The sequence below is a fragment of the Stenotrophomonas sp. TWI1409 genome (genome assembly GCF_039673015.1).
Lineage (GTDB): Bacteria > Pseudomonadota > Gammaproteobacteria > Xanthomonadales > Xanthomonadaceae > Stenotrophomonas > Stenotrophomonas maltophilia_A.
The window spans coordinates 1-26,509 of record NZ_JBDJKU010000056.1 but is presented as its reverse complement, the minus strand read 5'-3'; the positions used below and the strand labels follow the sequence as shown (position 1 = coordinate 26,509).

Annotated in this window: 23 protein-coding genes; 13 read left to right on the top strand and 10 right to left on the bottom strand. The window is 66.4% G+C overall.

The features are described 5' to 3' along the window. Positions 1 to 300 precede the first annotated feature (300 nt). From ABE423_RS16295 to ABE423_RS16285, 3 genes are all read right to left on the bottom strand, one after another. Entirely contained in the window at positions 301 to 1,950 is a 1,650-nt protein-coding gene (locus tag ABE423_RS16295) for a phosphoethanolamine--lipid A transferase (RefSeq protein WP_346486747.1), read from the bottom strand. Beyond that, complete coding sequence (locus tag ABE423_RS16290) at positions 1,947 to 2,714, bottom strand: phosphatase PAP2 family protein (RefSeq protein ID WP_346486746.1); 768 nt, start codon at positions 2,712 to 2,714, stop codon at positions 1,947 to 1,949. Before ABE423_RS16290 ends, ABE423_RS16295 begins: the two co-directional genes overlap by 4 nt. 111 nt (positions 2,715 to 2,825) lie before the next feature. Next, entirely contained in the window at positions 2,826 to 4,529 is a 1,704-nt protein-coding gene (locus ABE423_RS16285; RefSeq protein WP_121504620.1) for a glycosyltransferase family 39 protein, read from the bottom strand. A gap of 130 nt (positions 4,530 to 4,659) precedes the next feature. Here ABE423_RS16285 and ABE423_RS16280 point away from each other — a divergent pair, with 130 nt between their 5' ends. After that, on the top strand, positions 4,660 to 5,373 hold the full coding sequence (locus ABE423_RS16280; RefSeq protein WP_032129861.1) for a response regulator transcription factor: 714 nt from the start codon (positions 4,660 to 4,662) through the stop codon (positions 5,371 to 5,373). Then, a complete protein-coding gene (locus ABE423_RS16275) occupies positions 5,360 to 6,646 on the top strand; it encodes a HAMP domain-containing sensor histidine kinase (RefSeq protein WP_049461542.1) in 1,287 nt (428 codons plus the stop codon). The genes ABE423_RS16280 and ABE423_RS16275 overlap by 14 nt, the downstream gene beginning before the upstream one ends. A 137-nt stretch (positions 6,647 to 6,783) precedes the next feature. On the opposite strand, the gene ABE423_RS16270 is transcribed toward ABE423_RS16275, so the two are convergent. After that, on the bottom strand, positions 6,784 to 7,173 hold the full coding sequence (locus tag ABE423_RS16270) for a VOC family protein (protein ID WP_032129859.1): 390 nt from the start codon (positions 7,171 to 7,173) through the stop codon (positions 6,784 to 6,786). Between the two features lie 132 nt (positions 7,174 to 7,305). Here ABE423_RS16270 and ABE423_RS16265 point away from each other — a divergent pair, with 132 nt between their 5' ends. Continuing rightward, positions 7,306 to 8,556: a DUF819 family protein gene (locus ABE423_RS16265; protein WP_125895856.1), complete on the top strand. Its 1,251-nt coding sequence runs from the start codon at positions 7,306 to 7,308 to the stop codon at positions 8,554 to 8,556. A gap of 204 nt (positions 8,557 to 8,760) precedes the next feature. Here ABE423_RS16265 and ABE423_RS16260 read toward each other — a convergent pair whose 3' ends face one another. Further along, on the bottom strand, positions 8,761 to 8,985 hold the full coding sequence (locus ABE423_RS16260; RefSeq protein WP_005410613.1) for a CstA-like transporter-associated (seleno)protein: 225 nt from the start codon (positions 8,983 to 8,985) through the stop codon (positions 8,761 to 8,763). After that, positions 8,985 to 11,066 carry a carbon starvation CstA family protein gene (locus ABE423_RS16255; protein ID WP_049401342.1) on the bottom strand — a complete coding sequence of 694 codons (2,082 nt, stop codon included), beginning with the start codon at positions 11,064 to 11,066 and terminating at the stop codon, positions 8,985 to 8,987. The genes ABE423_RS16260 and ABE423_RS16255 overlap by 1 nt, the downstream gene beginning before the upstream one ends. A 215-nt stretch (positions 11,067 to 11,281) precedes the next feature. On the opposite strand from ABE423_RS16255, the gene ABE423_RS16250 reads away from it, so the two are divergent. Beyond that, a complete protein-coding gene (locus tag ABE423_RS16250) occupies positions 11,282 to 12,133 on the top strand; it encodes a pirin family protein (protein WP_049401340.1) in 852 nt (283 codons plus the stop codon). Positions 12,134 to 12,261: 128 nt separating this feature from the next. Here ABE423_RS16250 and ABE423_RS16245 read toward each other — a convergent pair whose 3' ends face one another. The 4 genes from ABE423_RS16245 to ABE423_RS16230 form a co-directional block, all read right to left on the bottom strand. Further along, positions 12,262 to 12,720 (bottom strand): hypothetical protein, encoded by a 459-nt coding sequence (locus tag ABE423_RS16245; protein ID WP_032129855.1) that lies wholly within the window; start codon positions 12,718 to 12,720, stop codon positions 12,262 to 12,264. Between the two features lie 196 nt (positions 12,721 to 12,916). Continuing rightward, positions 12,917 to 13,636 (bottom strand): aquaporin Z, encoded by a 720-nt coding sequence (aqpZ, locus tag ABE423_RS16240; RefSeq protein WP_032129854.1) that lies wholly within the window; start codon positions 13,634 to 13,636, stop codon positions 12,917 to 12,919. A gap of 121 nt (positions 13,637 to 13,757) precedes the next feature. Further along, complete coding sequence (locus tag ABE423_RS16235) at positions 13,758 to 14,621, bottom strand: pirin family protein (protein ID WP_032129853.1); 864 nt, start codon at positions 14,619 to 14,621, stop codon at positions 13,758 to 13,760. Between the two features lie 675 nt (positions 14,622 to 15,296). Continuing rightward, positions 15,297 to 17,360, bottom strand: coding sequence for a 3-hydroxyacyl-CoA dehydrogenase NAD-binding domain-containing protein (locus tag ABE423_RS16230; protein WP_346486740.1), 2,064 nt, complete (start codon positions 17,358 to 17,360; stop codon positions 15,297 to 15,299). Positions 17,361 to 17,595: 235 nt separating this feature from the next. Here ABE423_RS16230 and rpoE point away from each other — a divergent pair, with 235 nt between their 5' ends. From rpoE to recO, 9 genes are all read left to right on the top strand, one after another. Further along, positions 17,596 to 18,216 carry an RNA polymerase sigma factor RpoE gene (gene rpoE / locus ABE423_RS16225; RefSeq protein ID WP_010482816.1) on the top strand — a complete coding sequence of 207 codons (621 nt, stop codon included), beginning with the start codon at positions 17,596 to 17,598 and terminating at the stop codon, positions 18,214 to 18,216. Then, entirely contained in the window at positions 18,213 to 19,100 is an 888-nt protein-coding gene (locus ABE423_RS16220) for an RseA family anti-sigma factor (RefSeq protein WP_346486738.1), read from the top strand. The genes rpoE and ABE423_RS16220 overlap by 4 nt, the downstream gene beginning before the upstream one ends. A gap of 74 nt (positions 19,101 to 19,174) precedes the next feature. After that, complete coding sequence (locus ABE423_RS16215) at positions 19,175 to 20,710, top strand: DegQ family serine endoprotease (protein ID WP_032129850.1); 1,536 nt, start codon at positions 19,175 to 19,177, stop codon at positions 20,708 to 20,710. Between the two features lie 179 nt (positions 20,711 to 20,889). Beyond that, on the top strand, positions 20,890 to 22,683 hold the full coding sequence (gene lepA, locus ABE423_RS16210) for a translation elongation factor 4 (RefSeq protein ID WP_032129849.1): 1,794 nt from the start codon (positions 20,890 to 20,892) through the stop codon (positions 22,681 to 22,683). A 54-nt stretch (positions 22,684 to 22,737) separates the two neighbouring features. Then, positions 22,738 to 23,532, top strand: coding sequence for a signal peptidase I (gene lepB / locus ABE423_RS16205; protein ID WP_032129848.1), 795 nt, complete (start codon positions 22,738 to 22,740; stop codon positions 23,530 to 23,532). Positions 23,533 to 23,584: 52 nt separating this feature from the next. Beyond that, positions 23,585 to 23,968 carry a DUF4845 domain-containing protein gene (locus ABE423_RS16200; protein WP_346486735.1) on the top strand — a complete coding sequence of 128 codons (384 nt, stop codon included), beginning with the start codon at positions 23,585 to 23,587 and terminating at the stop codon, positions 23,966 to 23,968. Beyond that, the gene (gene rnc, locus ABE423_RS16195) at positions 23,958 to 24,638 is read left to right on the top strand and encodes a ribonuclease III (protein ID WP_012511808.1); all 681 of its coding nucleotides are present in this window, start codon (positions 23,958 to 23,960) and stop codon (positions 24,636 to 24,638) included. Before ABE423_RS16200 ends, rnc begins: the two co-directional genes overlap by 11 nt. Continuing rightward, complete coding sequence (gene era, locus ABE423_RS16190) at positions 24,635 to 25,531, top strand: GTPase Era (protein WP_006382863.1); 897 nt, start codon at positions 24,635 to 24,637, stop codon at positions 25,529 to 25,531. Before rnc ends, era begins: the two co-directional genes overlap by 4 nt. An 18-nt stretch (positions 25,532 to 25,549) precedes the next feature. Continuing rightward, positions 25,550 to 26,269 carry a DNA repair protein RecO gene (gene recO / locus ABE423_RS16185; protein WP_032129846.1) on the top strand — a complete coding sequence of 240 codons (720 nt, stop codon included), beginning with the start codon at positions 25,550 to 25,552 and terminating at the stop codon, positions 26,267 to 26,269. Positions 26,270 to 26,509: the final 240 nt, after the last annotated feature.

Sequence of the window (26,509 nt, the reverse complement as noted above, 5' to 3'; positions counted from 1 at the left end):
TTTTGGGGGTCCCTCCCCGTTCCCCCCCTCAAACCGTTACGCCCCCCAAGGCCGTTCCATCAGATCGCAGAAAACTGTCGAAGGCGGGGTGGGTCCGGTTGCGGGGGCGTGAGCGCCATGGATGGCGCGACCGAGCCTACAGGGATGTATTTACGGCGTCCCCCGCAACCGGACCCACCCCGCCAACCCACGGATAGCCAGCTTCTGCTGTTGCTGTTGCTGTTGCTGTTGCTGTCGAGGCTGCCGGCCAGCGGCCGGCACTACCGCGGGTGCAGGGCTGCAAGCCCTGCCGAACAACCCTCAACCCTCGCAGTTGGCGAACACGTCGCGGTCGCGCTCGTACAGCGAGGTCTTCACCTGCATCAGGCCCAGCACCGACGGGAACAGGTTGTCGTGGTCGGTGTAGGCCGCTGAACGCTTGCGCACGCACTGCAGGTCCAGCCCGCGGCTGCTGGCGAAGCCCTGCGAGAACCACATCGTCATCGGTACCCGGGTCTGCTCGGCCGGGGCGATGGCGTAGGGCACGCCATGCAGGAACAGGCCCTTCTCGCCCAGCGACTCGCCGTGGTCGGACAGGTAGATCATCGCCGTGTCGTAGTCCTGCATGCCCTGCAGCGTGCCGATGGTCTTGGTCAGGAAGTGATCGGTGTACAGCACGGCGTTGTCGTAACTGTTGGTGATCTCTTCGCGCGAGCAGCGGCCGATGTCGCGGGTATCGCAGGTGGGGGTGAAGCGGCGGAACGCGGGCGGGTAGCGCTCGAAGTAGGCCGGGCCGTGGTTGCCCAGCTGGTGCAGCACCACCACCCGGTCGCCCGGCTTTGCACGCACCTGGGTGGCCAGGTCCTGCAGCAGGATTTCATCCATGCAGCGGCCGTCAGCGCACAGGCCCGGGGTGGTCGCATCGGACAATGACTGGAAGTCCAGGCCTTCGCACACGCCCTTGCAGCCAGACTGGTTGTCACGCCACAGCGGTGCGATGCCGGCACGGTTCAATACGTGCAGCAGCGACTGGTGCGCGCGGATCTTCTTCTCGTCGTAGTCGTGCCTGCCCCATGGCGAGAACAGGCACGGCAGTGAAACCTCGGTGCTGGTGCCGCACGAGTGCATGTCCGGGAAATTGATCACGCTGGCCTGGGCCAGTTCCGGGGTGGTGTTGCGGCCACCGTTGAGCCCCCAGTTCTGCGCGCGCACGGTCTCGCCCATGACGATCACCAGCAGGCGCGGCTTGCTGGCCGGCGCGCGCGGGGTGGCCTTGGCATCGGTACCGATCGGCAGCTTCGGTGCGCGCTGTACCGGGTTGTCGCCACGCAGTGCACGCGGCACGCCCAGCAGCACATTGGCCGGGGTGGCGAGGTAACGCACTTCGCGCTGGTTGCGCATCAGTGCCGAGACATCCTGGAACGAGATCAATGCGCCGCCCACCGCGGTCACTGCCGCCACGACCAGGAAGCCGACGCGCCAGAGCAGGCTGCGGCCCCAGCTGCGGCGGCGCAGCTGCACGCGCCACAGCACCGCCATCGGCAGCACTGCCAGCAACAGCACCGGCCACACCAGCGATATGGTCATCAGCTCGCGGCTTTCCTTGGGATCGGTCGCCAGCACGTTGCGCAGCATGTCCGCATCCAGGTAGATGTGGTAACGGCTCATGTAATGCGCAGCGAATGCGGTCACCAGCAGCAACAGGCTGATCACCACCTTGGCGTTCCAGCGCCAGACCAGGATGCCCAGCAGCACGCCGTGCGCACCGAGCAGCAACAGCAGCAGCGACAGCGCGTAGCGCAGGCTGCTCGGATGGCTGGCCATCGCGCTGTGCCAGAACAGGCCATTGCCTGCCACCGCGAAGAACAGGCTGGTCAGTGCGATCAGTGCTTCGGTGGACAGCTGCGGCCGCCAGCGGCGAAGGTTCGCCAACGCGGGAAGGCGGGTGGGGCGTTGGACCGATGCATTCATGCGTTTGCCTCCTGGCGGTGGGGACGGTCCAGCTGACGGCGGGCCAGGACGCGTTTGACGATCAGATACAGGCCCAGCGAAATCAGCCAGCAGATCAACGCAGTAGCAACGTCATGCGAAAGGAAATGCGCGCCCCGCAGTTGCTGGCTCACGCCGAATACCAGGCCGGTGCCAAGGCCGATCCACAACCCGGCCCAGCGCCATGAAGGGCGCCACAGCAAGGCGAAAAAGTACAGGGACAACCATGCATAACCCGCGCTGGCGTGGCCGGCCGGGAAGCAGGCCTGCGCGGCCATGCCTGCGGGGCGTGCCGTGAAAAGCCCGATGAACGGCTGGTGGCCGCCGTAGCGCAGCAGGTCCCAGGGGCATTCCATCGGCACCAGCGACTTCAGCAGGGAGATCACACCGGTGCCCAGGGCCATGGCGATTACGACATAAAGCAGCGCCCACCGCAGGGTGTGATCGCGACCCTTACGCCAGTGGTGGAAGCACAGCAGGATCGCCACGAGCGCAGCAGCCGTGCTCAGCCACTTGCCGGCCTTGTGCACCACCGTGCGGGTGACCCAGGCGTCCTGCAGCGCCCAATGGCCACCCTCAAGGCGGAACAGGTGATCGGCCACCCATTGGTCGCCGCCGAAACCCATCAGCAGCGTAAACACGGGCAGACCGATTGCGACAGGCAGCCAGAGGTGAGTTACGGCGAATTTTGACGCCAGTGGCGATGTCGCAAGCGGCGCTACCGAATCAAGGGGACGGACGGGCATGCTGGGAAAGGGCGGGTCGGGAATCCGCGGCCATGCTCGTCACCTGGATGTCGGAGAAGGGTCGGACGCTCGTTCGTGCCGGGTTAATGCTTGCCCGGCACGGGTCAGCGTTCAGTCTTCTTCAGCGGTCGCGCCGGCCCGTTCGGCGTGGCATTCCGCGTCCCACGCGGTACCGGGAAGCAGTTGCCAGCGATTCCTGTTGGCAATACCGATATCGATCACCTTGCTCGGGTCCACGCACGGGCTCATCGCATCGTCCAGCACCAGCAGCCAGCGCTTGTCCGGTGCCTCGGCCAGCCACGGGCCGGCGTCGTGCCACTGCTCGGCCCAGGGCCGCTTGAAGCCGAACTCGCGCACCGGCCGGTCGGCCTGCAACAGGTTCTGCTCGCGCCAGGCCACCAGCGCCAGTTCGGCGTCGGGTCCGATCCGCGCGCCCACCCGGCGCATGAGTGCCGACGCCGAAGCGAAGGGGTCCAGTGCAGGCATCAGCACCAGGCCGTAGAGCATCCACAGCATGCCGTGGGTCAGCAGTACCAGCGTCGCGGCACGGCGTACCCGCAGCCACACGATCAGCGTGGCCAGGGCAATGGCGAAGGTCAGCAGGCCATCGCCCAGCACCGGCAGCAACGTCTCGGGCATGGCGCGGCGTTGCAGTTGCGCCAACGCCCATGGGTGCTCGGTCATCAGCATCACGCCGAGTACGCCGGTGGCCAGCATCAGCACCACGCTGTAGCCGAACAGGTAGCGGCGCACGCACACGCGGCGCAGCAGGCCGGGCAGCAGCGGCGCCACGGCCAGTGCCATCGCCGGCAGCATCGGCAGCAGGTACACCTCGCGCTTGCCCGGGCTGGCACTGAAAAACACCAGTACCAGTACGGCCCAGCCCAGCAGCAGCCACTGGCGGCGATCGCCACGACGGATGCGGCGCCACCAGGGCTTGAACAGCATCGGCAGCAGCAGGCTGCCCGGCAGCCACAGGGTCAGGATCACCTGCAGGTAGTACCAGGCCGGCTGCCGGTGGTGCCAGGCATTGGCGTAGCGGGTGCCGGTCTGCTTGAACAACAGCTCGTGCGCGTAGGCCTGCAGTTCGGCGCTGGGCGTATGCAGCAGGGCCCAGCCCAGCGGCGCCAGCCACACGCCCACGCCCAGCAGGAACGCCGGGATCAACCACAGCAGCGTTGCCGGGTGCGGACCCTCCACACGGTGCCCGCGACGGCGCTGGTACAGCCACCAGCCGAACCAGGGCAGCACCAGCAGCAGCGGCAGGAAACCCACGCCCTTGGTCACCGTGCCGACACCGGCGGCGAAACCGGCCAGCCACAACGCGGGCAGGTTGCGACGTTCGCACAGGTGCCGCATCAAGCCCCACAGGGCGACGGTGGTCATCCCCACCAGCACCATGTCGATCTGCGCACGCTTGGCCATCAGCCCGAACTGCAGGGTGCAGAACAGCGCCGCGAGGGCATAGATGGAATGCCGCGGCGACCACAGCCGCCGTGCCAGATCCGACACCAGCCACAGACTCAGCAGGGCGCCCAGCAATGACGGCAGCAGGAACGACCATTGCCAGCTGCCGACCACCTCGTAGGCGGCCGCCTGCAGCCACATGAACACCGGTGGTTTCTCGGCATACAGCTCGCTGCCACGATGCGGCAGCAGCCATTGCCCGCTCTCGACCATGGTCCGTGCGGCCAGCACGAAGCGCGGCTCGTCCGGTGGCTGCGGCTGCCGAAGGCCGATGCCCGCTGCCAATGCAGCAATGATCAGCAGCCACAACAGGGGCAGTCGCCAACGGCGGGGCAGGGCTACGGGCACGGCAGGCTCCGGGAGCAAAACGGCCATTCTGAGGTGGCGGGGGTGGGAAAAGCGTCAGAAGGGGGCGGGACGACCGCATTCCGACATGGGCGGCGCTACCATGGTACGAACTTCCGTGGATGTTTCGTGCATGCGTCTGTTGGTGATCGAGGACAACCGCCAGCTGGTGGCCAACCTGTTCGACTATTTCGAGTCGCGCGGGCATGTGCTGGACGTGGCCCCGGATGGCATCACCGGCCTGCACCTGGCCGGCAGCCACCCCTACGATGCGGTGATCCTGGACTGGATGCTGCCGCGCATGGAGGGACCGGAAGTGCTGCGCCGGCTGCGTGCCGAGCACGCGTCGGAGGTGCCGGTGATCATGCTGACCGCGCGCGATGAACTGCCGGACAAGATCGCCGGTTTCCGCGCCGGTGCCGACGACTACCTGACCAAGCCGTTCGCCCTGCCCGAGCTGGAGGTGCGGCTGGAAGCGCTGCTGCTGCGTGCGCAGGGCCGCAACCCGCGCAAGCGCCTGCAGGTGGGCGATCTGGTGCTGGATCTGGCGACGCTGGAGGCCCAGCGTGAGGGCCAGGTGCTGCACCTGTACCCGGCCTGCCGCAAACTGCTGGAAGTGCTGATGCGGGCCAGCCCGGGTGCGGTGACGCGACAGCAGCTGGAGTTCGCCCTGTGGGGTGACGAGCCGCCGGATGGCGACCTGCTGCGTTCGCATGTCTACGAGTTGCGTCGCAGCGTTGACGGTCCGTTTGCCGAGAAGCTGATCCACACCCTGCCGCGCGTGGGTTACCGGTTGGCGGTAGTGGAGGGTGCCGACGCCGGCAGGAATGCTGATGAGGGCGCGTAAGCCGGGGCCGTTGTACCGGCGCGTGGTGTGGTGGTTGCTGGGCTATCTGGCGCTGCTGTCGATCGCGGTGTTCAGCGTCGGCAACTACGTGCACGAGCACGCCGAGCATGCCGCCTGGCGCGCGCTGCTCAACTCCGAGCTCGACAGCATCGTCGAGCATGTCGAGCACGAACCGCACTATCGCTGGCAGGATTCGGACACGCTGAGCCTGTACCGCTTCGACGCGGTCAACCTTCCCGATAGCCTGCGTACCCTGCATCCAGGGCTGCACGACGGCGTAATGGTCAAGGGCCGCGAGACGGCGGTGATGGTGCGTGAAACCCAGTCGATGGGACGGGTCGCGCTGGTACTGGACATCTCCGACTTCCATGACCTGGAACAGTTCGCCACGCGCTGGGTGATGCTGGCCGGGGTGATCATGATCTTCGTTACCGTGCTGATGGCTTCGTTCGGCATGGAGCGGATGGTGCGTCCGCTGAGCCTGCTGGCACAACACATCGCCGCGCTCAGGCCGGGCGTGCAGGGGCAGCGCATCGAGGTCGACCCGCGCGGCAGCTCAGAGCTGCACACCATTGCCAATGCGTTGAACGACTACCTGGACCGCAACGAGCAGTTCGTCGAACGCGAGCGGGTCTTCATCAGCACCGCCAGCCATGAACTGCGCACGCCGATCGCGGTGATGACCGGTGCCGCCGAACTGGCGCTGGAGCAACCGGGCCTGCCCGAGCGTGCGCGCCAGCAGATGCAGCGGGTACTGCGCACCGCGCAGAGCGTGGAGCAGCTGATCGAACTGCTGCTGGTGCTGGCGCGTGATCCGGCGCGACTGGCGGCGCGTGCCGAGCGCATCGCGCTGGATCAGCTGCTGCCGGAGATCGTCGACGACCATCGCCACCTGCTGGGCGACAAGGACCTGAGCATCGGCATCCAGGCCGCACCGGTGGACATCGTCGCGCCGCTGGCGGTGGTGCAGGCAGCGATCGGCAACCTGCTGCGCAACGCCATCGAGAACAGTGGCCGTGGCCACATCGAATTGCGCCTGAGTTCGTCGGCGGTGCTGACCCTGCAGGACCCGGGACATGGCATGAGCCCGGAAGAGATCGCGGCGATCCATGCGCGGATGGCCCGTGGCGAACGCGCCGATCGTGGCGGCGGCATCGGACTGGATCTGATCGCGCGGCTGTGCGAGCACCTGGGATGGACCCTGCAGTTGCAGCCCTGCGAGCCGCGTGGCACGCGTGTCACGCTTGATTTCGGTGCCTCGCGACCGCGCTGATCCGGCCGTTCGTGTAGATGCCAACCTTGGTTGGTATGCCCTGGCGGTGGCTGGGCGTGCTCTGGTAGATGCCAACCTTGGTTGGCATGCCGTTCGTCGACCAAGGTCGACGCCCACCCAGGCAATGGCTGTCCGCTTCAACGCCCGTTCGGTCGCGCCACGTGCTGGTCGATCAGGATCACGTTGCCGTCGGGATCGGCCAACTGCAGATAGCCGGTCCCCTGGCCATCAGGATCGGTGCGGACCGCCAGTTCGATGCCCCTGGCGTCCAGCTCTGCCTGCAGCTCACGCACATCCTGGAAGTGGGGCAGTTCCTGCTTGTGCTGGTCCCAGCCGGGGTTGAAGGTCAGCAGGTTGCCCTCGAACATGCCCTGGAACAGCCCGATCACCGTGCCGTTGCTGCGCATCACCAGCCAGTTCTGTGCCGGATCGCCGCCGGTGACCGAGAAGCCCAGGGCTTCGTAGAAGGCACGGGAGGCCGCGAGATCCTTCACCGAGAGGCTGACCGAAAAGGCACCAAGCTGCATGAGTGGGCTCCCTGACGGGATGGGGGTGTCGGCACTGCAGCATGACCGGGCGTGAAGACAATGTTAATCTCGATCTGCGCCGCCTTATGCGGCGCTTTTTTTTCTCCGCTCTTTCGATCGACAGAGGATCCCATGCCGACCGAACCCGCTACTGCCCTGATCAGCAACGACATCGTTGGACTGGGCCTGATTGCCGCCACCCTGGCCCTGATCTTCTGGGCCGCCAGTGGTCCAACCCCGCTGCTGAAGAAGATCTTCGCCTGGGTGCCGGCCCTGCTGCTGTGCTATTTCATCCCCGCCATCTACAACACCGCCGGTGTCATCGATGGCCACAATACCTCGCTGTACAACCCGGTCGCGCGTGACGTGCTGCTGCCGGCCGCGCTGGTCCTGCTGACCCTGTCGATCGACCTGAAAGGCGTCATCAAGCTCGGCCCGAAACTGCTGATCGTGTTCTGTGCCGGTACCGCCGGCATCATGCTCGGCGCCATCGTTTCATTCCAGCTGATGAAGCTGATCCATCCGGAAACCGTGGCCGGTGATACCTGGGCCGGCATGGCGGCGCTGGCCGGCAGCTGGATCGGTGGCGGCGCCAACATGGTCGCCATGCGCGAGGTGTTCGGCACCGATGCCACCACCTTCGGCCAGTTCGCGGTGGTTGACGTGGCCTGTGCCAGTCTGTGGATGGCGATCCTGCTGTTCCTGGCCAACCGCGCACAGCAGATCGACACCCGCAATGGTGCCGACACCCGTGCCATCGACGAGATGAAGGCGCGCATCAGTGCCTACGAGGCGCAGAACGCGCGCATTCCCAGCATGACCGACCTGATGGTGATCGTTGGCGTGGCACTGGGCGGCGTCGGCCTGGCTCATGCAATCGCCGCGCCGCTGGCGGGCTGGTTCAAGGCCAATGTCAGCTGGGCCAGCCAGTTCAGCCTCGACAGCCAGTTCGTCTGGGTGATCCTGCTGTCCACGGCGATGGGCCTGGGCCTGAGCTTCACCCGTGCCCGCCGGCTGGAAGCGGCTGGCGCTTCGCGGCTGGGCACGGTGTTCCTGTACTTCCTGATCGCCTGCATCGGCATGCAGATGAACCTGCTGTCGCTGCTGGATCGGCCGTGGCTGTTCCTGCTCGGCGCGATCTGGATGGCCACGCACGTGCTGGTGCTGTGGGTGGTGGCCAAGCTGCTGCGCGCGCCGCTGTTCTTCTTCGCCATTGGTTCGCAGGGCAACATCGGCGCAGCCGCTTCGGCCCCTGTGGTGGCGGCGGCGTTCCATCCGACGCTGGCGCCGGTGGGCGTGCTGCTGGGTACGGTGGGTTATGCCACCGGCACGGGCCTGGCCTACGTCACCGGCCTGATCCTGAAGTGGATGGCCACCGGCTGAGTTCGGACCGCCCTGGCGTCATGCTTCCGTAGATCCACGCCATGCGTGGATGCATTTCATGGGTATCCATGAACAAGGAAGGGGTCAGATCTGTTTCCCGGAGGAAACGGATCTGACCCCGGACTCAACTCGATATCTGCCAGGTTTCATCCACGCATGGCGTGGATCTACTCAACGTCACTCGAGCGCTGTTGAACCGGACCCTCAACAGCAGCGGCCACCGTTGCGTCCGCCATAACGCGCTTCCTGGCGCTCGCGGAAGAACGTCTTGTAGTCCATCGGCTCCTGGTCCGGATGCTTTTCCAGCATGTGCCGGACGTAGTTGTCGTAATCAGGGATGCCACAGCACAGTCGTGCGGTCTGCACCAGGCGCCGCCAGATGCGGCGGTGCGCCTGGTACTGGCCGGCGGGAACCAGTTGGGTACTCATCACAGATCCACCATTTCATGCGGCTTCAGCGCCACGTACGGGGTCTCACGGTCAGTGCGCTGCGGATTGCGGCGGGCCGCCAGGATGGTCTTGATCGAATACACCAGCACCGCGCCCACCACCAGCAGGAACAGGGCGGTCAGGCCGGTGTTGACGTAGGCGTTGACCACGATCTGCTTCATCTGCGCCACCGACTTGGCCGGTGCAGTGATGGTATCGCTGGCGAGCGCGGCCTGGAACTTGTGTGCCTGTGCCAGGAAGCCCTGTGCCGGGTTGCTGTCGAAGATCTTGATGAAGCCGGCGTAGGTGGTGCAGATCAGCAGCCACACCGCCGGTACCGCAGTCACCCATGCATAGCGGTCACGCTTCATCTTGAACAGCACCACCGTGCCCAGCATCAATGCGATGCCGGCCAGCATCTGGTTCGAGATGCCGAACAGCGGCCACAGCGTCTGGATGCCGCCGAACGGATCGACCACGCCGGTGTAGAGCAGGTAGCCCCACAGCGCCACGCAGCCGGCGGTGCCGATGATGTTGGCGGTCCACGATTCGGTCTTCTTCAGGGCCGGCACGAAGTTGCCCAGCAGGTCCTGCAGCATGAAGCGGCCCGCACGGGTACCGGCGTCCACCGCGGTGAGGATGAACAGCGCTTCGAACAGGATCGCGAAGTGGTACCAGAACGCCATCATCGCGTCGCTGCCACTGGGAATCGCTTCGTGCAGGATCTGCGCGATGCCTACCGCAAGTGTTGGCGCGCCACCTGCACGATGCAGGATGGTGGGTTCACCAATGGCCGCCGCGGTCGCGGTCAGCTGCTCGGGGGTGATGGTGAAGCCCCAGGTGTTGGTGATGTAGTGCGCGGCCGAGGCCGCATCGGCACCGATCACCGCCGCCGGGCTGTTCATCGCGAAATAGATGCCCGGATCGATGATCGAGGCCGCCACCAGCGCCATCACCGCCACGAACGATTCCATCAGCATGCCGCCGTAGCCGATGTAGCGCATGTGCGCTTCATTGGCCAGCAGCTTCGGCGTGGTGCCGGAGGAAATCAACGCATGGAAGCCGGAGACCGCACCGCAGGCGATGGTGATGAACAGGAACGGGAACATGCCGCCCTTCCACACCGGGCCATCACCGCTGGCGGCGAACTGGGTCAGCGCCGGCATCTTCAGTTCCGGCATCACCACCAGGATGCCGATGGCCAGCGCGATGATGGTGCCGATCTTGAGGAAGGTCGACAGGTAATCACGCGGGGCCAGCAGCAGCCACACCGGCAGCACCGAGGCGACGAAGCCGTAGCCGATCAGCATCCAGGTGATCTGGGTGCCGGTGAAGGTGAACGCCGGGCCCCAGACCGGGTCGGCGGCGACCTTGCCGCCGTACCAGATCGCGGCGAGCAGCAGGATCAGGCCAACCACCGAGATCTCGCCGATCTTGCCGGGGCGGATGTAGCGCATGTACACGCCCATCAGGATCGCGATGGGCATCGTCGCGATCACCGTGAACATGCCCCACGGGCTTTCGGCCAGCGCCTTGACCACCACCATCGCCAGCACTGCCAGGATGATGATCATGATCAGGAACGCACCGAACAGCGCGATGGTGCCGGGCACCTGGCCCATCTCTTCTCTTACCAGGTCACCCAGCGAGCGGCCATTGCGGCGGCTGGACAGGAACAGGACCATGAAGTCCTGCACCGCACCGGCCAACACCACGCCCACCACCAGCCACAGCAGGCCGGGCAGGTAGCCCATCTGCGCGGCCAGGACCGGGCCGACCAGCGGGCCGGCGCCGGCAATGGCGGCGAAGTGGTGGCCGAACAGCACGTGCTTGTTGGTCGGCACGTAGTCCAGGCCATCGTTGTTGATCACCGCCGGGGTGGCCCGGGTCGGATCCAGCTGCATCACCTTGTTGGCGATGAACAGGCTGTAGAAGCGATAGGCGACGAGGTACAGCGACACCGCCGCGACGACGATCCACAGGGCATTGATGTGTTCGCCGCGGCGCAGCGCCACGGTGCCCAGACAGAACGCGCCGAGCAGAGCGAGTACCGCCCAGCCCAGTTTGGAAAACCCTTTCATGAGGTGCTCTCTCCCGGAAAGACAGACAAAGAGTCCTGCTTGCCCACGACAGGGTCAATTGGCACAGGACGAATCAGCGGTAGTACTTTGGTCGTACGGCGGCTGCGCTGACGTGCAGCGAACATCAGGGATGGAACAATCGGTTGCGGAGCCATCCATTGGCGTACGGCCGTGTGGCGTCCATCTTCAGTGGCACCCATCCAACAGGAGTCGCCATGAGCTTTCCCGAACCGGTCCGCGTACTGCGCACCATCCGTGGCATGCCCACCTCCGACGGTGCCGGCGTGCGCCTGACCCGCGTCATCGGCGGCCCGACGCTGCCCGACCTGGATCCGTTCCTGCTGCTTGATGAGTTCGGTACCGACCGCGCCGAGGACTACATCGCCGGCTTCCCGGAACACCCGCACCGTGGTTTCGAGACCGTCACCTACATGCTCGACGGGCGCATGCGGCATCGCGACAACCATGGCAACGAAGGCCTGCTGACCCCGGGCAGCGTGCAGTGGATGACCGCTGGCCGTGGCCTGGTGCATTCGGAAATGCCCGAGCAGGAAAGCGGGCAGATGCGCGGGTTCCAGCTGTGGGTGAACCTGCCGGCGAAGGAGAAGATGACCGAGCCGAAGTACCAGGAATTCGCACCCGAGCGCATTCCCGTGGTGCACCCGGAGCCGGGCGTGGAGGTGAAGGTGATTGCCGGCAGCGTGGACGGCACCGATGGCCCGATCGTGCAGCCGGCCACCGATCCGCTCTACCTGGACATCACGCTGGCGCCGGATCGGGCGTGGACCTATGCGTTGCCGGAAGGCCACAACGCGTTTGCCTATGTGTTCGAAGGTGCGGTGACCGTAGGTGAGCAGGACGCTGCGCGTGACGTGGCGCGCCAGGAACTGGCGGTGCTGGGCGGCGGCGAACAGCTGCACCTTTCGGCCGGCAACGAAGGCGCGCGGTTGATCCTGGTGGCTGGCCGTCCGCTGCGCGAGCCGGTGATGCGGCATGGCCCGTTCGTGATGAACACGCGGCAGGAACTGATGCAGGCCTTCGTCGATTTCCAGGAAGGCAAGTTCTGAGGGAGCGCCGGCCGCTGGCCGGCAGCAGCCTCGGACAAAGGCGGATCGGGGTGCCGGCCAGCGGCCGGCACTACCGTCGGATCGGCTCGCATTGCGGGGATGCTGCCAGGCAGTCATCCCCGTCACCTTCAGCGCCCCGCGGCCACGGCCGACGGAGTCAGGCTCATGCCCTGCGCCAGCTGCTGCAGCGAGCCCAGTTCCTGCGCGCTGTCCGGATACAGCGAAATCTGCGCGTAACGCCCTTTGTCGAGCTTGACCACACTGATGCGACGCTCGGCATAGCCCGGCGGCTGCTGGCCACCCAGATCTGGCTGGTACCAGTACAGCGATTCACCGCCGAAGCTGCCCTTTTCCTGGCGCAGCGAGCGGTTCAATGGAAGGTTGGGATCGCGCGCACTGAGCATCAGGCTCAGTACCTCGCGACCATCGCCGGTGCTGGCGCGGCAGACCAGGAAATCGGCCTGTGCCTGCTGTTGCCACTGCAGGCCGCTGCTGGCCGGCAATGAAGGACATTCGGTGGGAGCCTGCGCGGCGGCCTGGGCCACCGCGAACAGCAGGCTCGACAACACTACAGGCGCGAACTTCATGCATCCCCCAAGGTGGTGTGTCGTTGGCTCCGCCGGATGGACCGGCAGCCTTGGCATCCCATCCCCGGATGCCGCCCCGGCCGGCATGTGCACGGACGGTCAACTCAACCTTAACGGAACGTGAGCGATCGCACAAATCGCGGTTACACGCGTAACCATTGCGACCGATGGTCGGCCGCAATGGTCCGCACGGGCCTCAGCGGTCGTTGCCGATCCACTTGTAGATGATGCCGCCGATCGCGCCGCCCAGCAGCGGGGCAACCCAGAACAGCCACAGCTGGCTGACCGCGCCGCTGCCGGCGAAGAAGGCCACCGCCGTGGAACGGGCCGGGTTCACCGAGGTGTTGGTGACCGGGATGCTGATCAGGTGGATCAGGGTCAGTGACAGGCCGATCGCCAGCGGGGCGAACCCGGCCGGTGCCTTGCCGTGGGTGGCGCCCATGATCACGATCAGGAACACGGCGGTCAGCACCACTTCGCACAGGAAGGCCGCGGCCACGCTGTAGCCGCCGGGGGACAGCGCGCCGTAGCCGTTGCTGGCGAATGCACCGGCCTGGCTGCCATCAATGGCGAAGCCGCTGGCGCCCGATGCGATCTGCAGCAGGATGAAGCCGGCCAGCAGGCCGCCGGCGACCTGGGCGATGATGTACGGGATCAGGTCCTTGGTCGGGAAACGACCGCCGGCCCACAGGCCGACACTGACCGCCGGATTGAAGTGCGCGCCGGAGATATGGCCGAACGCATAGGCGCCGGTTACCACGGTCAGGCCGAAGGCCAGCGCAACGCCGAGGAAACCGATACCCAGCGGATTGCCGTCACCGCCGAACTTGGCGGCCAGCACGGCACTGCCACAGCCACCCAGAACCAGCCAGAACGTGCCGAGGAACTCGGCGGACAAGCGTTTACCCATGCTCATGTGTTGCACTCCTTTGACGGTCGAAAGTGTGATTTATGTCACATTTCAATGATCAGCGGGTGACTGTAGTGTCAACGCCGGGTGCAGGGATACACCTTCGGATGTGTGCAACACGCGATGTTCAGTACTGCGGCAGCGGGATGAATTCCTTGTCGTCGCCCGGAATGGTGCCGAAGCGGCCGGCCTCCCAGTCGTGCTTGGCCTGTTCGATACGTTCCTTCGAGCTGGACACGAAGTTCCACCACAGGTGACGCGGGCCATCCAGCGGCTCGCCACCGAACAACATCGCCTTCACCGGCGTCTTCGCGCGCAGGCGGCCACGCGCACCAGCCTCGGGGATCACCAGGTGCTGGGCAGGGATGTCCACGCCATCCAGCTGCGCGTCGCCTTCGAGGATGTACAGCGCGCGCTCGCGGTGGCCGTTGTCGATATCGATTTCCGCATCCGGGTCGAGGTCGATCGCCACGTTGAGCGTATCGGCGAACACCTTCACCGGCGATTCTTCGCCGTAGGCGCGGCCGGCAATGACGCGCAGCCATGCGCCATTGCGGCGCTGCTCCGGCAGGGTGGCGGCGGCATGGTGGTAGAACGCCGGTTCGATTTCCTCATGCGATTTCGGCAGCGCCACCCAGGTCTGCATGCCGTGGATGGGGTTGTCATGGTCGCGGTCCGGCTGCGGCGTACGCTCGGAATGGGCGATGCCGCGGCCGGCGGTCATCCAGTTGACGTCACCGGGACGGATCACCTGGTCCGAACCCAGCGTGTCGCGGTGGCCGATCGCGCCCGACCACAGATAGGTGACGGTGGCCAGGCCGATATGCGGATGCGGGCGCACGTCGATGGCCGTGCCGGGATGCATGAGTGCCGGGCCCATCTGGTCGACGAACACGAACGAGCCGATGCTGCGCGCCTGCAGGGTGGGGACCGCGCGACGGACTTCGAGTCCGCCGATGTCGTGCACGCGCGGGGCGATGATGGTGGTCATGCGGGCGTTCTCGCTGGCAGGGATCAGGTGATCAGCATCGCATGCAGCTGTGACGGGGACATGCCCCGTATGGGTAACAGGTTGTTCCGTAGAGTCGAGCTTGCTCGACTGGGGTTCCAGCCAACGGCGCAGCCCCTCGTGGCTGTGGGTTGGTCGCTGAAGGCAGAAGCAAGATCAAAAGCTGCGCTTGGCCGGGCGGGTGGGTGGCGCAGGGGACGCTGCAAGTACGTCCATGTAAGCTCGATCGCCGCATCCATGCGGCTCACGCCCCTGCGCCACCCACCCGCCCGGCCTCTGACAGTTTCCGTGTGCGTCCAGCCACGGAGAAGAAAAAAGAAAATCAAAATCAAAATCAAAATCAAACGCCGGTCGCTTCGCTCGCATCCACGCATGGCGTGGACCAAGCGTGTCGACCAAGGTCGACACCTACCAGCTCCCGAAGGTCACTGACCGTCACCGGGAAACTGTCAGGGGTGGGGCGGTGTGGGCTTGCAGGACCGTTGGCGCCATGGATGGCGCCATCGAGCCCCCATGGACGGGTTTACGGCGTGTCCTGCAAGCCCACACCACCCCGCCCAACAAACAGAAAAACCAGAGCCGGCTGTTGCTCCGGCTCTGGCTTCGGCTGTTGCTGTTGCCTCTGCGGGTGCCGGGCCGCAGGCCCGGCCGATCAACTCACACCACCGGTTCGCGCAGGGCGGGGTTGTCCCAGCCCGGGCGCGGTGCGAAACGGTCACCATGGCGCTGCTGCAGCGCCTTCAACCGCTCGACGATCGCGTCGGCACCCACCGCGCGGATGTGCTGGATCGGACCACCGCGGAACGGTGCGAAGCCGGTGCCGAAGATCACGCCGGCATCCAGCAGGTCCGCATCGGCCACCACGCCTTCGTGCAGGCAGGCCACCGCTTCGTTCAACAGCGGCAGGATCAGGCGGTCCTCCAGATCGGCCGGGGCCTGGTAATCGCTGGCCACGTCCGGCTTCTTCGGCTTGCCGTTCTCCCAGGTGTAGATGCCCTGGCCATCCTTCTTGCCGCGCTTGTCCGGTTCCACCGTCTGCAGCGCGGCCGGAATCTGCAGGCCCAGGAACGGTGCCAGTTCGCGGCCGACACCGGCGGCTACGTCCAGGCCCACGGTATCGATCAGTTCGATCGGGCCCATCGGCATGCCGAACTTCACTGCGGCCTTGTCGATCACCGGGCCCGGGATGCCTTCGGCATAGGCGGTGGCGGCTTCCAGCATGTACGGGAACAGCACGCGGTTGACCAGGAAGCCCGGGCTGCCGGCCACCGGCACCGGGAACTTGCCCAGTGCCTTGCAGAACGCGGCCAGGCGACGTTCGGTCTCAGGCGCCATGCCGTCGTGATGGATGATTTCCACCAGCGGCATCTGCGCGACCGGGTTGAAGTAGTGCAGGCCAGCGAACTGTGCCGGGCGCTGGATGTGGTCGCGCAGCTCCACCAGCGGAATCGAAGAGGTGTTGGTGGTCAGCAGCGCATCCAGCTTCATCTTCGGTTCCAGCGTCTGGTACAGCGCACGCTTGGCTTCCGGGTTCTCGATGATCGCCTCGATCACCAGGTCGGCCTCGGCCACGCCGTTGCCTTCCAGGTCGGCACGCAGGCGCGCGGCCACCGCGGGACGCTTGCTCTCGTCGCGTACCTTCTTGGCGAACAGCGCCTGCGCGCGCTCCATGGCCGGGTCGATGAAGCGCTGCTCGCGGTCCTGCAGGGTCACGTCGAAGCCCTTGTAGGCGGCCCACGCGGCGATGTCGCCGCCCATCACGCCGGCGCCGACCACGTGCACGTGGCGGATGCCGGAATCACCACCGCCGAGGCCCTTCAGGCGCTCGGTCAGGAAGAAGATGCGGATCAGGTTACGCGCGGTCGGCGTGCTGGCCAGCTTCACCACCGCGCGACGTTCGGCATCCAGGCGCGCCTGGATCGGCTTGCCGCCGCTGCGCTGCCAGGTGCTGATCAGCGCGTAGGGCGCCGGATACTGGTCCTTCTTGGCCTTGCGTGCGACCTGCTTGACCATCTGCGGTGCCAGCAGGGTGCGTGCCAGCCAGGTGTTGGTGGCCCACGCTGTTGCTCGCTGCTTGAACGGACGGGTGGTGCCGGACAGCGCCAGCGCGACGGCGGTGTCGAGCACCACGGCCGGTGCCACCACCTTGTCGACCAGGCCGATGCCGCGCGCGGCCGAGGCCGACAGGGTGCGGCCGGTCAGCATCATGTCCATCGCCGCCGGTGCGCCGACCAGCTGAGGCAGGCGCGCGCTGCCACCCCAGCCCGGGAAGATGCCCAGCTGGGTCTCCGGCAGGCCGATGCGGGTGCTGGTGTCATTGGAGGCCACGCGGTAGCGGCAGGCCAGCGCCAGCTCGGTACCGCCGCCCAGGCAGTGGCCGTGGATGGCTGCCACGGTCGGGCAGGGCAGCTCAGCCAGCTTCTGGTAGGTGGCCTGGCCGCGACGGATGGCGTCGTTGACGGTGCCGCGGCGGTCGAACTCCTGGAACTCCTTCAGGTCGGCACCGGCAATGAAGCCGGCCTTCTTCAGCGACTGGATCACCACGCCCTTGGGCGGGTCCAGTGCAATGCGCTCGAGCAGGTCGCCCAGTTCCAGCAGCACGTCCTGCGACATGGCGTTGACGCTGCTGTCCTGACGATCCAGGGAGAGAACCACCACGCCGTCGTCGCGGATCTCGGGGTGCCAGTGGCTGAAGCGGAGACCATCGAAGCCTGAGAGCATGGACGTTCCATCCGGTTGTGTATGGAGAAGCGGCTATGATCCAGAGGTTGTTTCCCCCGCGTCAAATCCCAATAGCAGGGGAGTGGCGACCCCGGATCCATGGCCGTGGACCGGGACGCTAACGGAACGGTGGTTAAAAGCTGGTGCGGCGCCAGGTGATCGGCGACTGAACTTTTCCCGGGATTGGCAGTCTCATTGCCCGACGTCGGTTGGGCTGACAGGAGTGCGGCCCCTCATGGCCGATGTTGATACACCTCAGGAGCTGGATCTGGAACTGGTCCGGCGCGTGCAGCACGGCGAGAGCGCCGCGTTCGATGTCCTGGTGCGCAAGTACCAGCATCGCGTGGTGGCCCTGGTCGGTCGCTACATCGCCGACTGGAGCGAATGTCAGGACGTCGCCCAGGACACTTTCATCCGTGCGTACCGCGCGATCGGAAGTTTCCGCGGCGATGCCCAGTTCTCAACCTGGTTGCATCGAATCGCCGTGAATACCGCCAAAAACTACCTGGCTTCACACAATCGCCGGCCGCCGACCGATGACATCGACATCGGTGACGCCGAACAGTTCGACAGCGGGACGCGCCTGCGCGACACCGATACGCCCGAACGCGAGTTGATGCGCCAGGAACTGGAACAGACGGTGATGAAGGCCGTCAATGCGCTGCCGGAAGAACTCCGGTTGGCGATCACCCTGCGCGAGGTGGAAGGCCTGAGTTACGAAGATATCGCGCAGAAAATGGGGTGCCCGATCGGCACCGTGCGTTCACGGATCTTCCGGGCGCGCGAGGCGATCGACACCGAACTCCGGCCGCTGTTGGACATCGGCAGCGCCACCCGTGAGAAGAGCCGCGTATGACCAGTAATCCGTTCAACGAATCGCAGAACCACCAATCGCCCGCCGGGCAGCGCCTGGACCAGCGCCATCGCGAACAGCTGTCGGCCCTGGTCGATGGCGAGCTGGGCGCCGACGAAGCGCGCTTCCTGCTGCGCCGGATGGAGCACGACCCCGAGCTGGCCGGCTGCCAGGAACGCTGGCAGCTGCTGGGTGACGTGATGCGCGGGCAGGCCTCGGCGCTGGCGCCGGCCGGCTTCAGCGCGGCCGTGGCCGCCGCCATCGCTGCCGAACCGGCGCCGCAGGCCGAGCCGCGCCGCGAGGTGCGCCGCAGCGGTTGGCGGGCCTGGGGCGGTGGCGCCGCACTGGCCGCCTCGGTGGCGGCGGTGGCGCTGTTCATGGGCGGCGAGAAGCTGAAGGAAGCCACCCCGGGCGAGCCGTTGGCACCGCAGGTGATCGCCAGCCAGGCCGAACTTGCGCCCGCACCGGCGCCGACGACGCCGGCTCCGGTAACCGAAGCCTCGGTGGAGACCGCCGCAATGGCCGTGGCCGGTGTACCGGCAGTGGCCATGGCCGCGGCCAGCCGACGCCAGGACACCCGTCGCGCCAGCGCTACCCGCAGCCAGCAGGCCGCGCGTGCCGCCCAGCGCGAGGACATGCCGCAACGCGCCGTGGCCGCCGCACAGGCGCCGCTGACCCCGACCGTGCCGGCCAATGCCAGCCGCAACATGCCGTTCGGTGAGGTTGGTGGCCTGCAGGCGCGACCGTGGCCGCGCTCCAGCCTGGCGCCCGCTGCCGGTGGCGCGCTCAATGCGAGCTTCCCGGCCCACGCCGGGGGCGCCGCGTTCTACCCGTTCGAGCCGCGCCTGCAGGACGACCTGCCGGTGCCGCCGCGCCCGCGCGACTGAGCCGGGCGCTTTCACGCCCCGCCGTCGGCGGGGCCCCTATTCCTCTTTCCATCCGATCCGGAGGTTGCCGTCCGATGACTCCCCGACTCCGCACGCAGGCCATGGGCCTGCTGGCCCTGACCCTGCCGTTGGTGGCCTGCGCGCAGGCCCCGGCTCCGGCCGCCCAGACCCAGGCCGCGCCGGCCGCCGCGCCGCGGGCCCCGGCCCAGCCGCTGGTCACGGGCCTGCCTGACTTCACCAATCTGGTCGAACAGGTCGGGCCTGGCGTGGTCAACGTCGACACCACCATCGTCCGCAACAACCGCCAGGCCTCGCGGGGCCCGATGGGCGGCGACGATGACATGCCGGAGTTCTTCCGCCGCTTCTTCGGCCCGGATTTCCCGATGCCGGGGCAGGGCCCGGGCGGTCCGGACGGTGGCCCCAGCATCAAGGGCCGCGGCATGGGCTCGGGCTTCATCATCTCGCCCGATGGCTATGTGCTGACCAACTACCACGTGGTGGCCGATGCCAGCGAGGTGAAGGTCAAGCTGGGTGACCGCCGTGAGTTCACCGCGAAAGTGGTGGGCAGCGACCAGCAGTACGACGTGGCACTGCTGAAAATCGACGGCAAGAACCTGCCGACCGTGCGCGTTGGCGACTCCAACTCCCTCAAGCCGGGTCAGTGGGTGGTCGCGATCGGTTCGCCGTTCGGCCTCGACCACTCGGTCACTGCCGGCGTGGTCAGCGCCCTCGGCCGCAGCACAGGTGGTCCGGACCAGCGCTACGTGCCCTTCATCCAGACCGACGTGGCGATCAACCAGGGCAACTCCGGTGGCCCGCTGCTGAACACCCGTGGCGAAGTGGTCGGCATCAACTCGCAGATCTTCTCCGCCTCGGGCGGCTACATGGGCATCAGCTTCGCGATCCCCATCGACCTGGCGATGAGCGCGGTCGAGCAGATCAAGAAGACCGGCAAGGTCACCCGTGGCCAGCTCGGCGCGGTGGTGCAGGAAATCGACGGCCTGAAGGCGCAGGCGATGGGCCTGCCGGACAGCCGCGGCGCCCTGGTCAACCAGATCGTGCCGGACTCGGCTGCAGCCCGGGCCGGGGTGAAGATCGGCGATGTGATCCGTTCGGTGAACGGCGCGCCGGTCAACAGCTGGTCCGACCTGCCGCCGCTGATCGGCGCGATGGCACCGGGCAGCCGGGTCACCCTGGGCGTGATCCGTGATGGCAAGCCGCGCGACCTCAGCGCCACCCTGACCGCACTGACCGAAGACGGGCAGGCCGGTTCACGTGGCCCTGCCACCGGCGACAGCGATGCGGCTCCGCAGGCCGGCGCCAATGCCCTGTTGGGGCTGGACGTCAGTGACCTGACCGCACCGCAGCGCAAGCAGCTGGGCCTGGAATCGGGCGAAGGCGTGCGCATCACCGGGGTCAAGGGCCAGGGCGCGCGTGATGCGGGCCTGTCTCCGGGCATGGTGATCCTGCAGGTGGCCAGCACCCAGGTCGGCAGCGTGGACGCGCTGAACCGTGCGCTTTCCAGCTACAAGAAGGGCGACGTGGTGATGCTGCTGGTGCGCACCGGCAGCGGCAACAGCGCGTTCGTCGCGGTCAAGGCCGGCCAGTAAGGCCTGCCGGGGCCGCTTCGGCGGTCCCGGCTTTTCCCCGAAGCCCCGCCCTGGCGGGGCTTCGGCCATTCCGGGCCCGGTCCGATGAGGCCGTTTTCGCGGGCGGGCGCCGGGCATGCGATAATCGACCGTTACCCTGACGACGCCGCGCGCCGCCGCCACCTATGTCTTCTGATTCGATGCGGAACATCCGCAACTTCTCCATCATCGCCCATGTCGACCACGGCAAGTCCACGCTGGCCGACCGCATCATCCAGCTCTGTGGTGGCCTGCAGGCCCGCGAGATGGAAGCGCAGGTGCTCGACTCCAACCCGATCGAGCGCGAGCGTGGCATCACGATCAAGGCGCAGTCGGTGTCGCTGCCGTACCTGGCCAAGGACGGGCAGACCTACCATCTGAACTTCATCGACACCCCCGGCCACGTCGACTTCTCCTATGAAGTCAGCCGCTCGCTGGCCGCCTGCGAAGGCGCGCTGCTGGTGGTCGATGCGGCCCAGGGCGTGGAAGCGCAGTCGGTGGCCAACTGCTACACCGCCGTGGAGCAGGGCCTGGAAGTGGTGCCGGTGATCAACAAGATCGACCTGCCCACCGCCGACATCGAGCGCGCCAAGGCCGAGATCGAGGCCGTGATCGGCATCGACGCCTCCGACGCCGTGCCGGTCAGTGCCAAGACCGGCCTGAACGTGCAGGACGTGCTGGAAGCGATCGTGCATCGCATCCCGCCGCCGAAGCCGCGCGACACCGACAAGCTGCAGGCGCTGATCATCGACTCCTGGTTCGACAACTACCTGGGTGTGGTCTCGCTGGTGCGCGTGATGCAGGGCGAGATCAAGGCAGGTGACAAGCTGCAGGTGATGTCCACCGGCCGCAACCACCAGGTCGACAACGTCGGCGTGTTCACCCCGAAGCGCAAGGTGCTGCCAGCGCTGCGTGCAGGTGAAGTGGGTTGGGTCACCGCCAGCATCAAGGACGTGCACGGTGCGCCGGTCGGCGACACCCTTACCCTGGCCGGCGACCCGGCACCGAAGCCGCTGCCGGGCTTCCAGGAAATGCAGCCGCGCGTGTTCGCCGGCCTGTTCCCGGTCGATGCCGAGGACTACCCGGACCTGCGCGAAGCGCTGGACAAGCTGCGCCTGAACGATGCCGCGCTGCGTTTCGAGCCGGAAAGCTCCGAGGCGATGGGCTTCGGCTTCCGTTGCGGCTTCCTCGGCATGCTGCACATGGAAATCGTGCAGGAGCGCCTGGAGCGCGAATACAACCTGGACCTGATCAGCACCGCGCCGACGGTGGTGTATGAAGTCCTGAAGACCGATGGCTCGATCATCAACATGGACAACCCGGCCAAGCTGCCGCCGGTGAACCAGGTCGAGGAGATCCGCGAGCCGATCATCCGTGCCAACGTGCTCACCCCCGAGGAGTACATCGGCAACATCATCAAGCTGTGCGAAGAGAAGCGCGGCAGCCAGATCGGCATCAACTACCTGGGCAGCCAGGTGCAGATCAGCTACGAGCTGCCGATGGCCGAGGTGGTGCTGGACTTCTTCGACAAGCTGAAGTCGGTCAGCCGTGGCTATGCCTCGCTGGACTACCACTTCGTGCGCTTCGACGCAGGCCCGTTCGTGCGCGTGGACGTACTGATCAACGGTGACAAGGTCGATGCACTGTCGCTGATCGTGCACCGCAGCCATGCCGACCGTCGCGGCCGCGAGCTGTGCGAAAAGATGAAGGACCTGATCCCGCGCCAGATGTTCGACGTGGCCATCCAGGCCGCCGTCGGCTCGCAGATCATCGCCCGTACCACGGTCAAGGCCATGCGCAAGAACGTGCTGGCCAAGTGCTATGGTGGCGACGTTTCGCGCAAGAAGAAGCTTCTGGAAAAGCAGAAGGAAGGCAAGAAGCGCATGAAGCAGGTCGGCCGCGTGGAGATCCCGCAGGAAGCGTTCCTGGCCGTGCTGCAGATGGACAACAAGTAAGCCCGCACCGGCCCTGCGGGGCCGGTCGTCTGGTGACGTTGCAAAGGACCCTGAATGAAACTGTTTGAGATCCTCCTGGTCGTGCTGACCCTGGCCTCGGGCCTGATCCTGCTCGCGGACAAGCTGTACCTCGCCAAGCGTCGCGCCCAGCGCGCGGGTCTGCTCGATTCCGAGCCGGTGCTGGTGGACTACTCGCGTGCGTTCTTCCCGGTGCTGGCGATCGTGCTGATCGTGCGCAGCTTCATTGCCGAGCCGTACAAGATCCCGTCCAGCTCGATGATGCCGAACCTGCTGATCGGCGATTTCATCCTGGTCAACAAGTTCTCCTACGGCCTGCGCCTGCCGATCAGCAACACCAAGTTCGTGCCGGTGGGCGAGCCCTCGCGTGGTGACGTGGTGGTGTTCCACTTCCCCGGCCATGGCGAGAACGATCCGGCCAAGGGCGAGAACTTCATCAAGCGCGTGATCGGCGTGCCGGGTGACACCGTGGTCTTCGAAGGCGACGGCGTGATCCTCAACGGTGAGCCGCTGAAGTACGACAACAAGGGCATCTACGCCGGCCACAAGGGCCAGGGCGAGGGCGCCAACCTGCTGGTCGAGCACCTGCCGGGCCGCACCCACACGGTGCTGGAGACCGACTATCCGCGTGGCCAGGGCCAGTGGACCGTGCCGGCCGGCAAGTACCTGGTGATGGGCGACAACCGCGACAACAGCGACGATGGCCGTTTCTGGGGCCTGCTGCCGGAAGAGAACCTGCGTGGCAAGGCGTTCCTGATCTGGCTGAACTGCCAGGGCTGGTTCTGCAAGGATGGCTTCGAGCCGTCGCGGATCGGCTCGAGCATCAACTGAGCGGGCACCAACTGAGTATTTTCACATCCAACGCGTATCTGGGGAGAACGCAATGAAGACGATGAACACGCAGCGTGGCATGACCCTGACCTCGTTCCTGACGGTCCTGATCGTGGTTGGCTTCTTCCTCTACATCGGCATGAAGCTGTTCCCGATGTACCAGGAGTACTACGCGGTGCGCTCGGCGATGAAGAGCCTGGCCAACGAGCCGGGCGTGGGCAGCATGGAGCCGGCGCGCATCCAGGACCTGTTCTTCAAGCGCCTGTACATCAACTATTCGGACAACGTGAAGCCGGCCAGCGTGAAGTTCGACCGTCGCGACAATGGCTGGACCCTCAAGGTCAACTACGAAGTGCGCCGTCAGCTGATCGGCAACCTCGATGTGGTTGGCAAATTCGATTCTTCCCAGGACCTGACACGAAGCGGTGCCCAGTAAATTCATCCAACGTGGCGACCTGATCGGTCATGCCTTCAGCGACCCGGCCCTGCTCAAGCAGGCGCTGACGCATCGCAGTGCCGGTGCGCCGCACAACGAGCGCCTGGAGTTCCTCGGCGACAGCATCGTCAACATGATGGCGGCCGAGGCGTTGTACCGACGCTGGCCCAAGGCCGACGAAGGCGCGATGACCCGTGCCCGTGCCGAGCTGGTGCGTGAAGGCGCGCTGGCGGTGATCGGGCGCACCCTGGAACTCGGCGAACGGCTGACCCTGGGCCCGGGCGAAATGAAGTCCGGCGGTCATCGTCGCGACTCGATTCTGGCCGACGCGGTGGAAGCCGTGGTGGCCGCGATCTACCTGGATGCCGGCTTCGAGGCCTGCCGGGCGGTGGTACTGCCCTGGTTCAGCGCTTCGATCGAGGCACTGCCGGCTTCCGGTCGGCCCGAGAAGGACCCCAAGACCCGCCTGCAGGAATGGCTGCAGGCCCGACAGAAGGCGTTGCCGCAGTATGAACTGGTGTCAGAATCCGGTGACGACCATGCCAAACACTTCCGGGTACGCTGCATCGTAGCCGACCCGGCCGCCAGCACCGAGGGCGAAGGCGCCTCGCGGCGGCTTGCCGAACAACAGGCGGCTGCGGCCGTCCTAGAACAACTGGATTCCAAGTGAGCGAACAAACTCCCCATCATTGCGGCAGCGTGGCCGTCATCGGCCGCCCGAACGTGGGCAAGTCGACCCTGACCAATGCCCTGGTCGGCGCCAAGGTCAGCATCGTCTCCAATCGTCCGCAGACCACGCGCCATCGCCTGCTGGGCATCGCCACCTATCCGGAAGGCCAGCTGGTGCTGGTCGACACTCCTGGCCTGCACAAGGTGCAGAAGCGGGCGATGAACCGGGTGATGAACCGCGCCGCGCGCGGTTCGCTGGAAGGCGTCGATGCCGGCCTGCTGGTGATCGAAGCCGGTCGCTGGGACGAGGAAGACAGCCTGGCCTTCAATGTTCTGCGCGACGCCGGTATCCCGGTGGTGCTGGTGGTCAACAAGATCGACCGGCTGAAGGACAAGGGCGCGCTGTTGCCGTTCCTGCAGGAAGTCACGGCCGGCCGCGATTTCTCGTCGGTGCATCCGATCTCGGCGCAGAAGCGCAACGGCCTGGAAGCACTGGTACGCGACGTACTGGCGCTGCTGCCGGAAGCGCCGCCGATGTTCGGCGAAGACGAGATCACCGACCGCAGCCAGCGCTTCCTGGCCGGCGAACTGGTACGTGAACAGCTGATGCGCCAGCTCGGCGAAGAGCTGCCGTATGCCACCACCGTGGAAATCGAGCGCTTCACCGAAGATGGCAACCTGCTGCGCATCGGTGCGGTGATCTGGGTCGAGCGCGAGGGCCAGAAGGCGATCGTGATCGGCAAGGGTGGTACCCGCCTGAAGGAGATCGGGGCCAAGTCCCGCCTGCAGATGGAGCGCCTGTTCGGCGCCAAGGTGTTCCTGGAGACCTGGGTGCGCGTGCGTGAAGGCTGGTCCGACGACGAGGCCGCACTGAAGGCCTTCGGTTACGAGTAAGCCGTTGCAGTCGCTTCGATGATGATCGAGGACGACACCGGCTTCGTGCTGCATGCACGGGCCTATCGCGAGACCAGCCTGCTGGTCGAAGTGCTGAGCGCGCAGCATGGCCGGATCGGCCTGCTCGCGCGTGGCGTATCCACCGCCAAGGGACAGGTGCTGCGCGCGGCCCTGCAACCGCTGCAGTGGATCCGCTTCAGTGCCCAGCAGCGGGGCGAATTGGCCCAGCTGCGCGGTGCCGAGGCACTGGATGCTGCCCCGCGCCTGGTCGGCCAGGCGATGCTGGCCGGCTTCTACCTGAGTGAATTGACCCTGCGCCTGGCCCCGCGCCAGGACCCGCTGCCGGAGTTGTACCTGGCCTACGGCGAGGCACGCGCGCGGCTAGCCGTGGGCGCCGGCCTGGCCTGGACCCTGCGCCGGTTTGAACGCGAGCTGCTGTCTGCGCTGGGCCTGGGTTTCGATCTGGACAGCGCCAGCGACGGCCAGCCGATCGACCCGGCCGCGCGCTACGAACTGGACCCACAGGAAGGCGCGCAGCGCCTGCTCAGCGAGCGCGGTGGGGAACGCCGGGCGGCCGCGACGGGTTCTGCGCTGCTGGCGCTGGCCGCCGATGAAGAGCCCGATGCCGCCGACCTGGCCAGCCTGCGCCTGCCGATGCGGCGGGTGCTGGCCCATCACCTGGGGCCGCGCGGCCTGAAGTCCTGGGAAATGCTCGAGCAGCTCGCTCCCAGGCGTTGAGGGGGGCGGCAGGGCTTGCAGCCATGCACCTGCCGAATCAACGTCAACGTCAACGTCAACGTCAACGTCAACGTCAACGGCAGAAGCTGGCTATCCGTGGGTAGGCGGGGTGGGTCCGGTTGCGGGGGCCGCTGCAAGTCCCCCTCCGGGGCCCGGCCCAGCCGCTGGCGGCTGTGCGTTCGGGCGCTTGCGAAGCAATGCTTCGCAAGCAAAGCGCCCTCACCCATGTAAGCTCGGTCG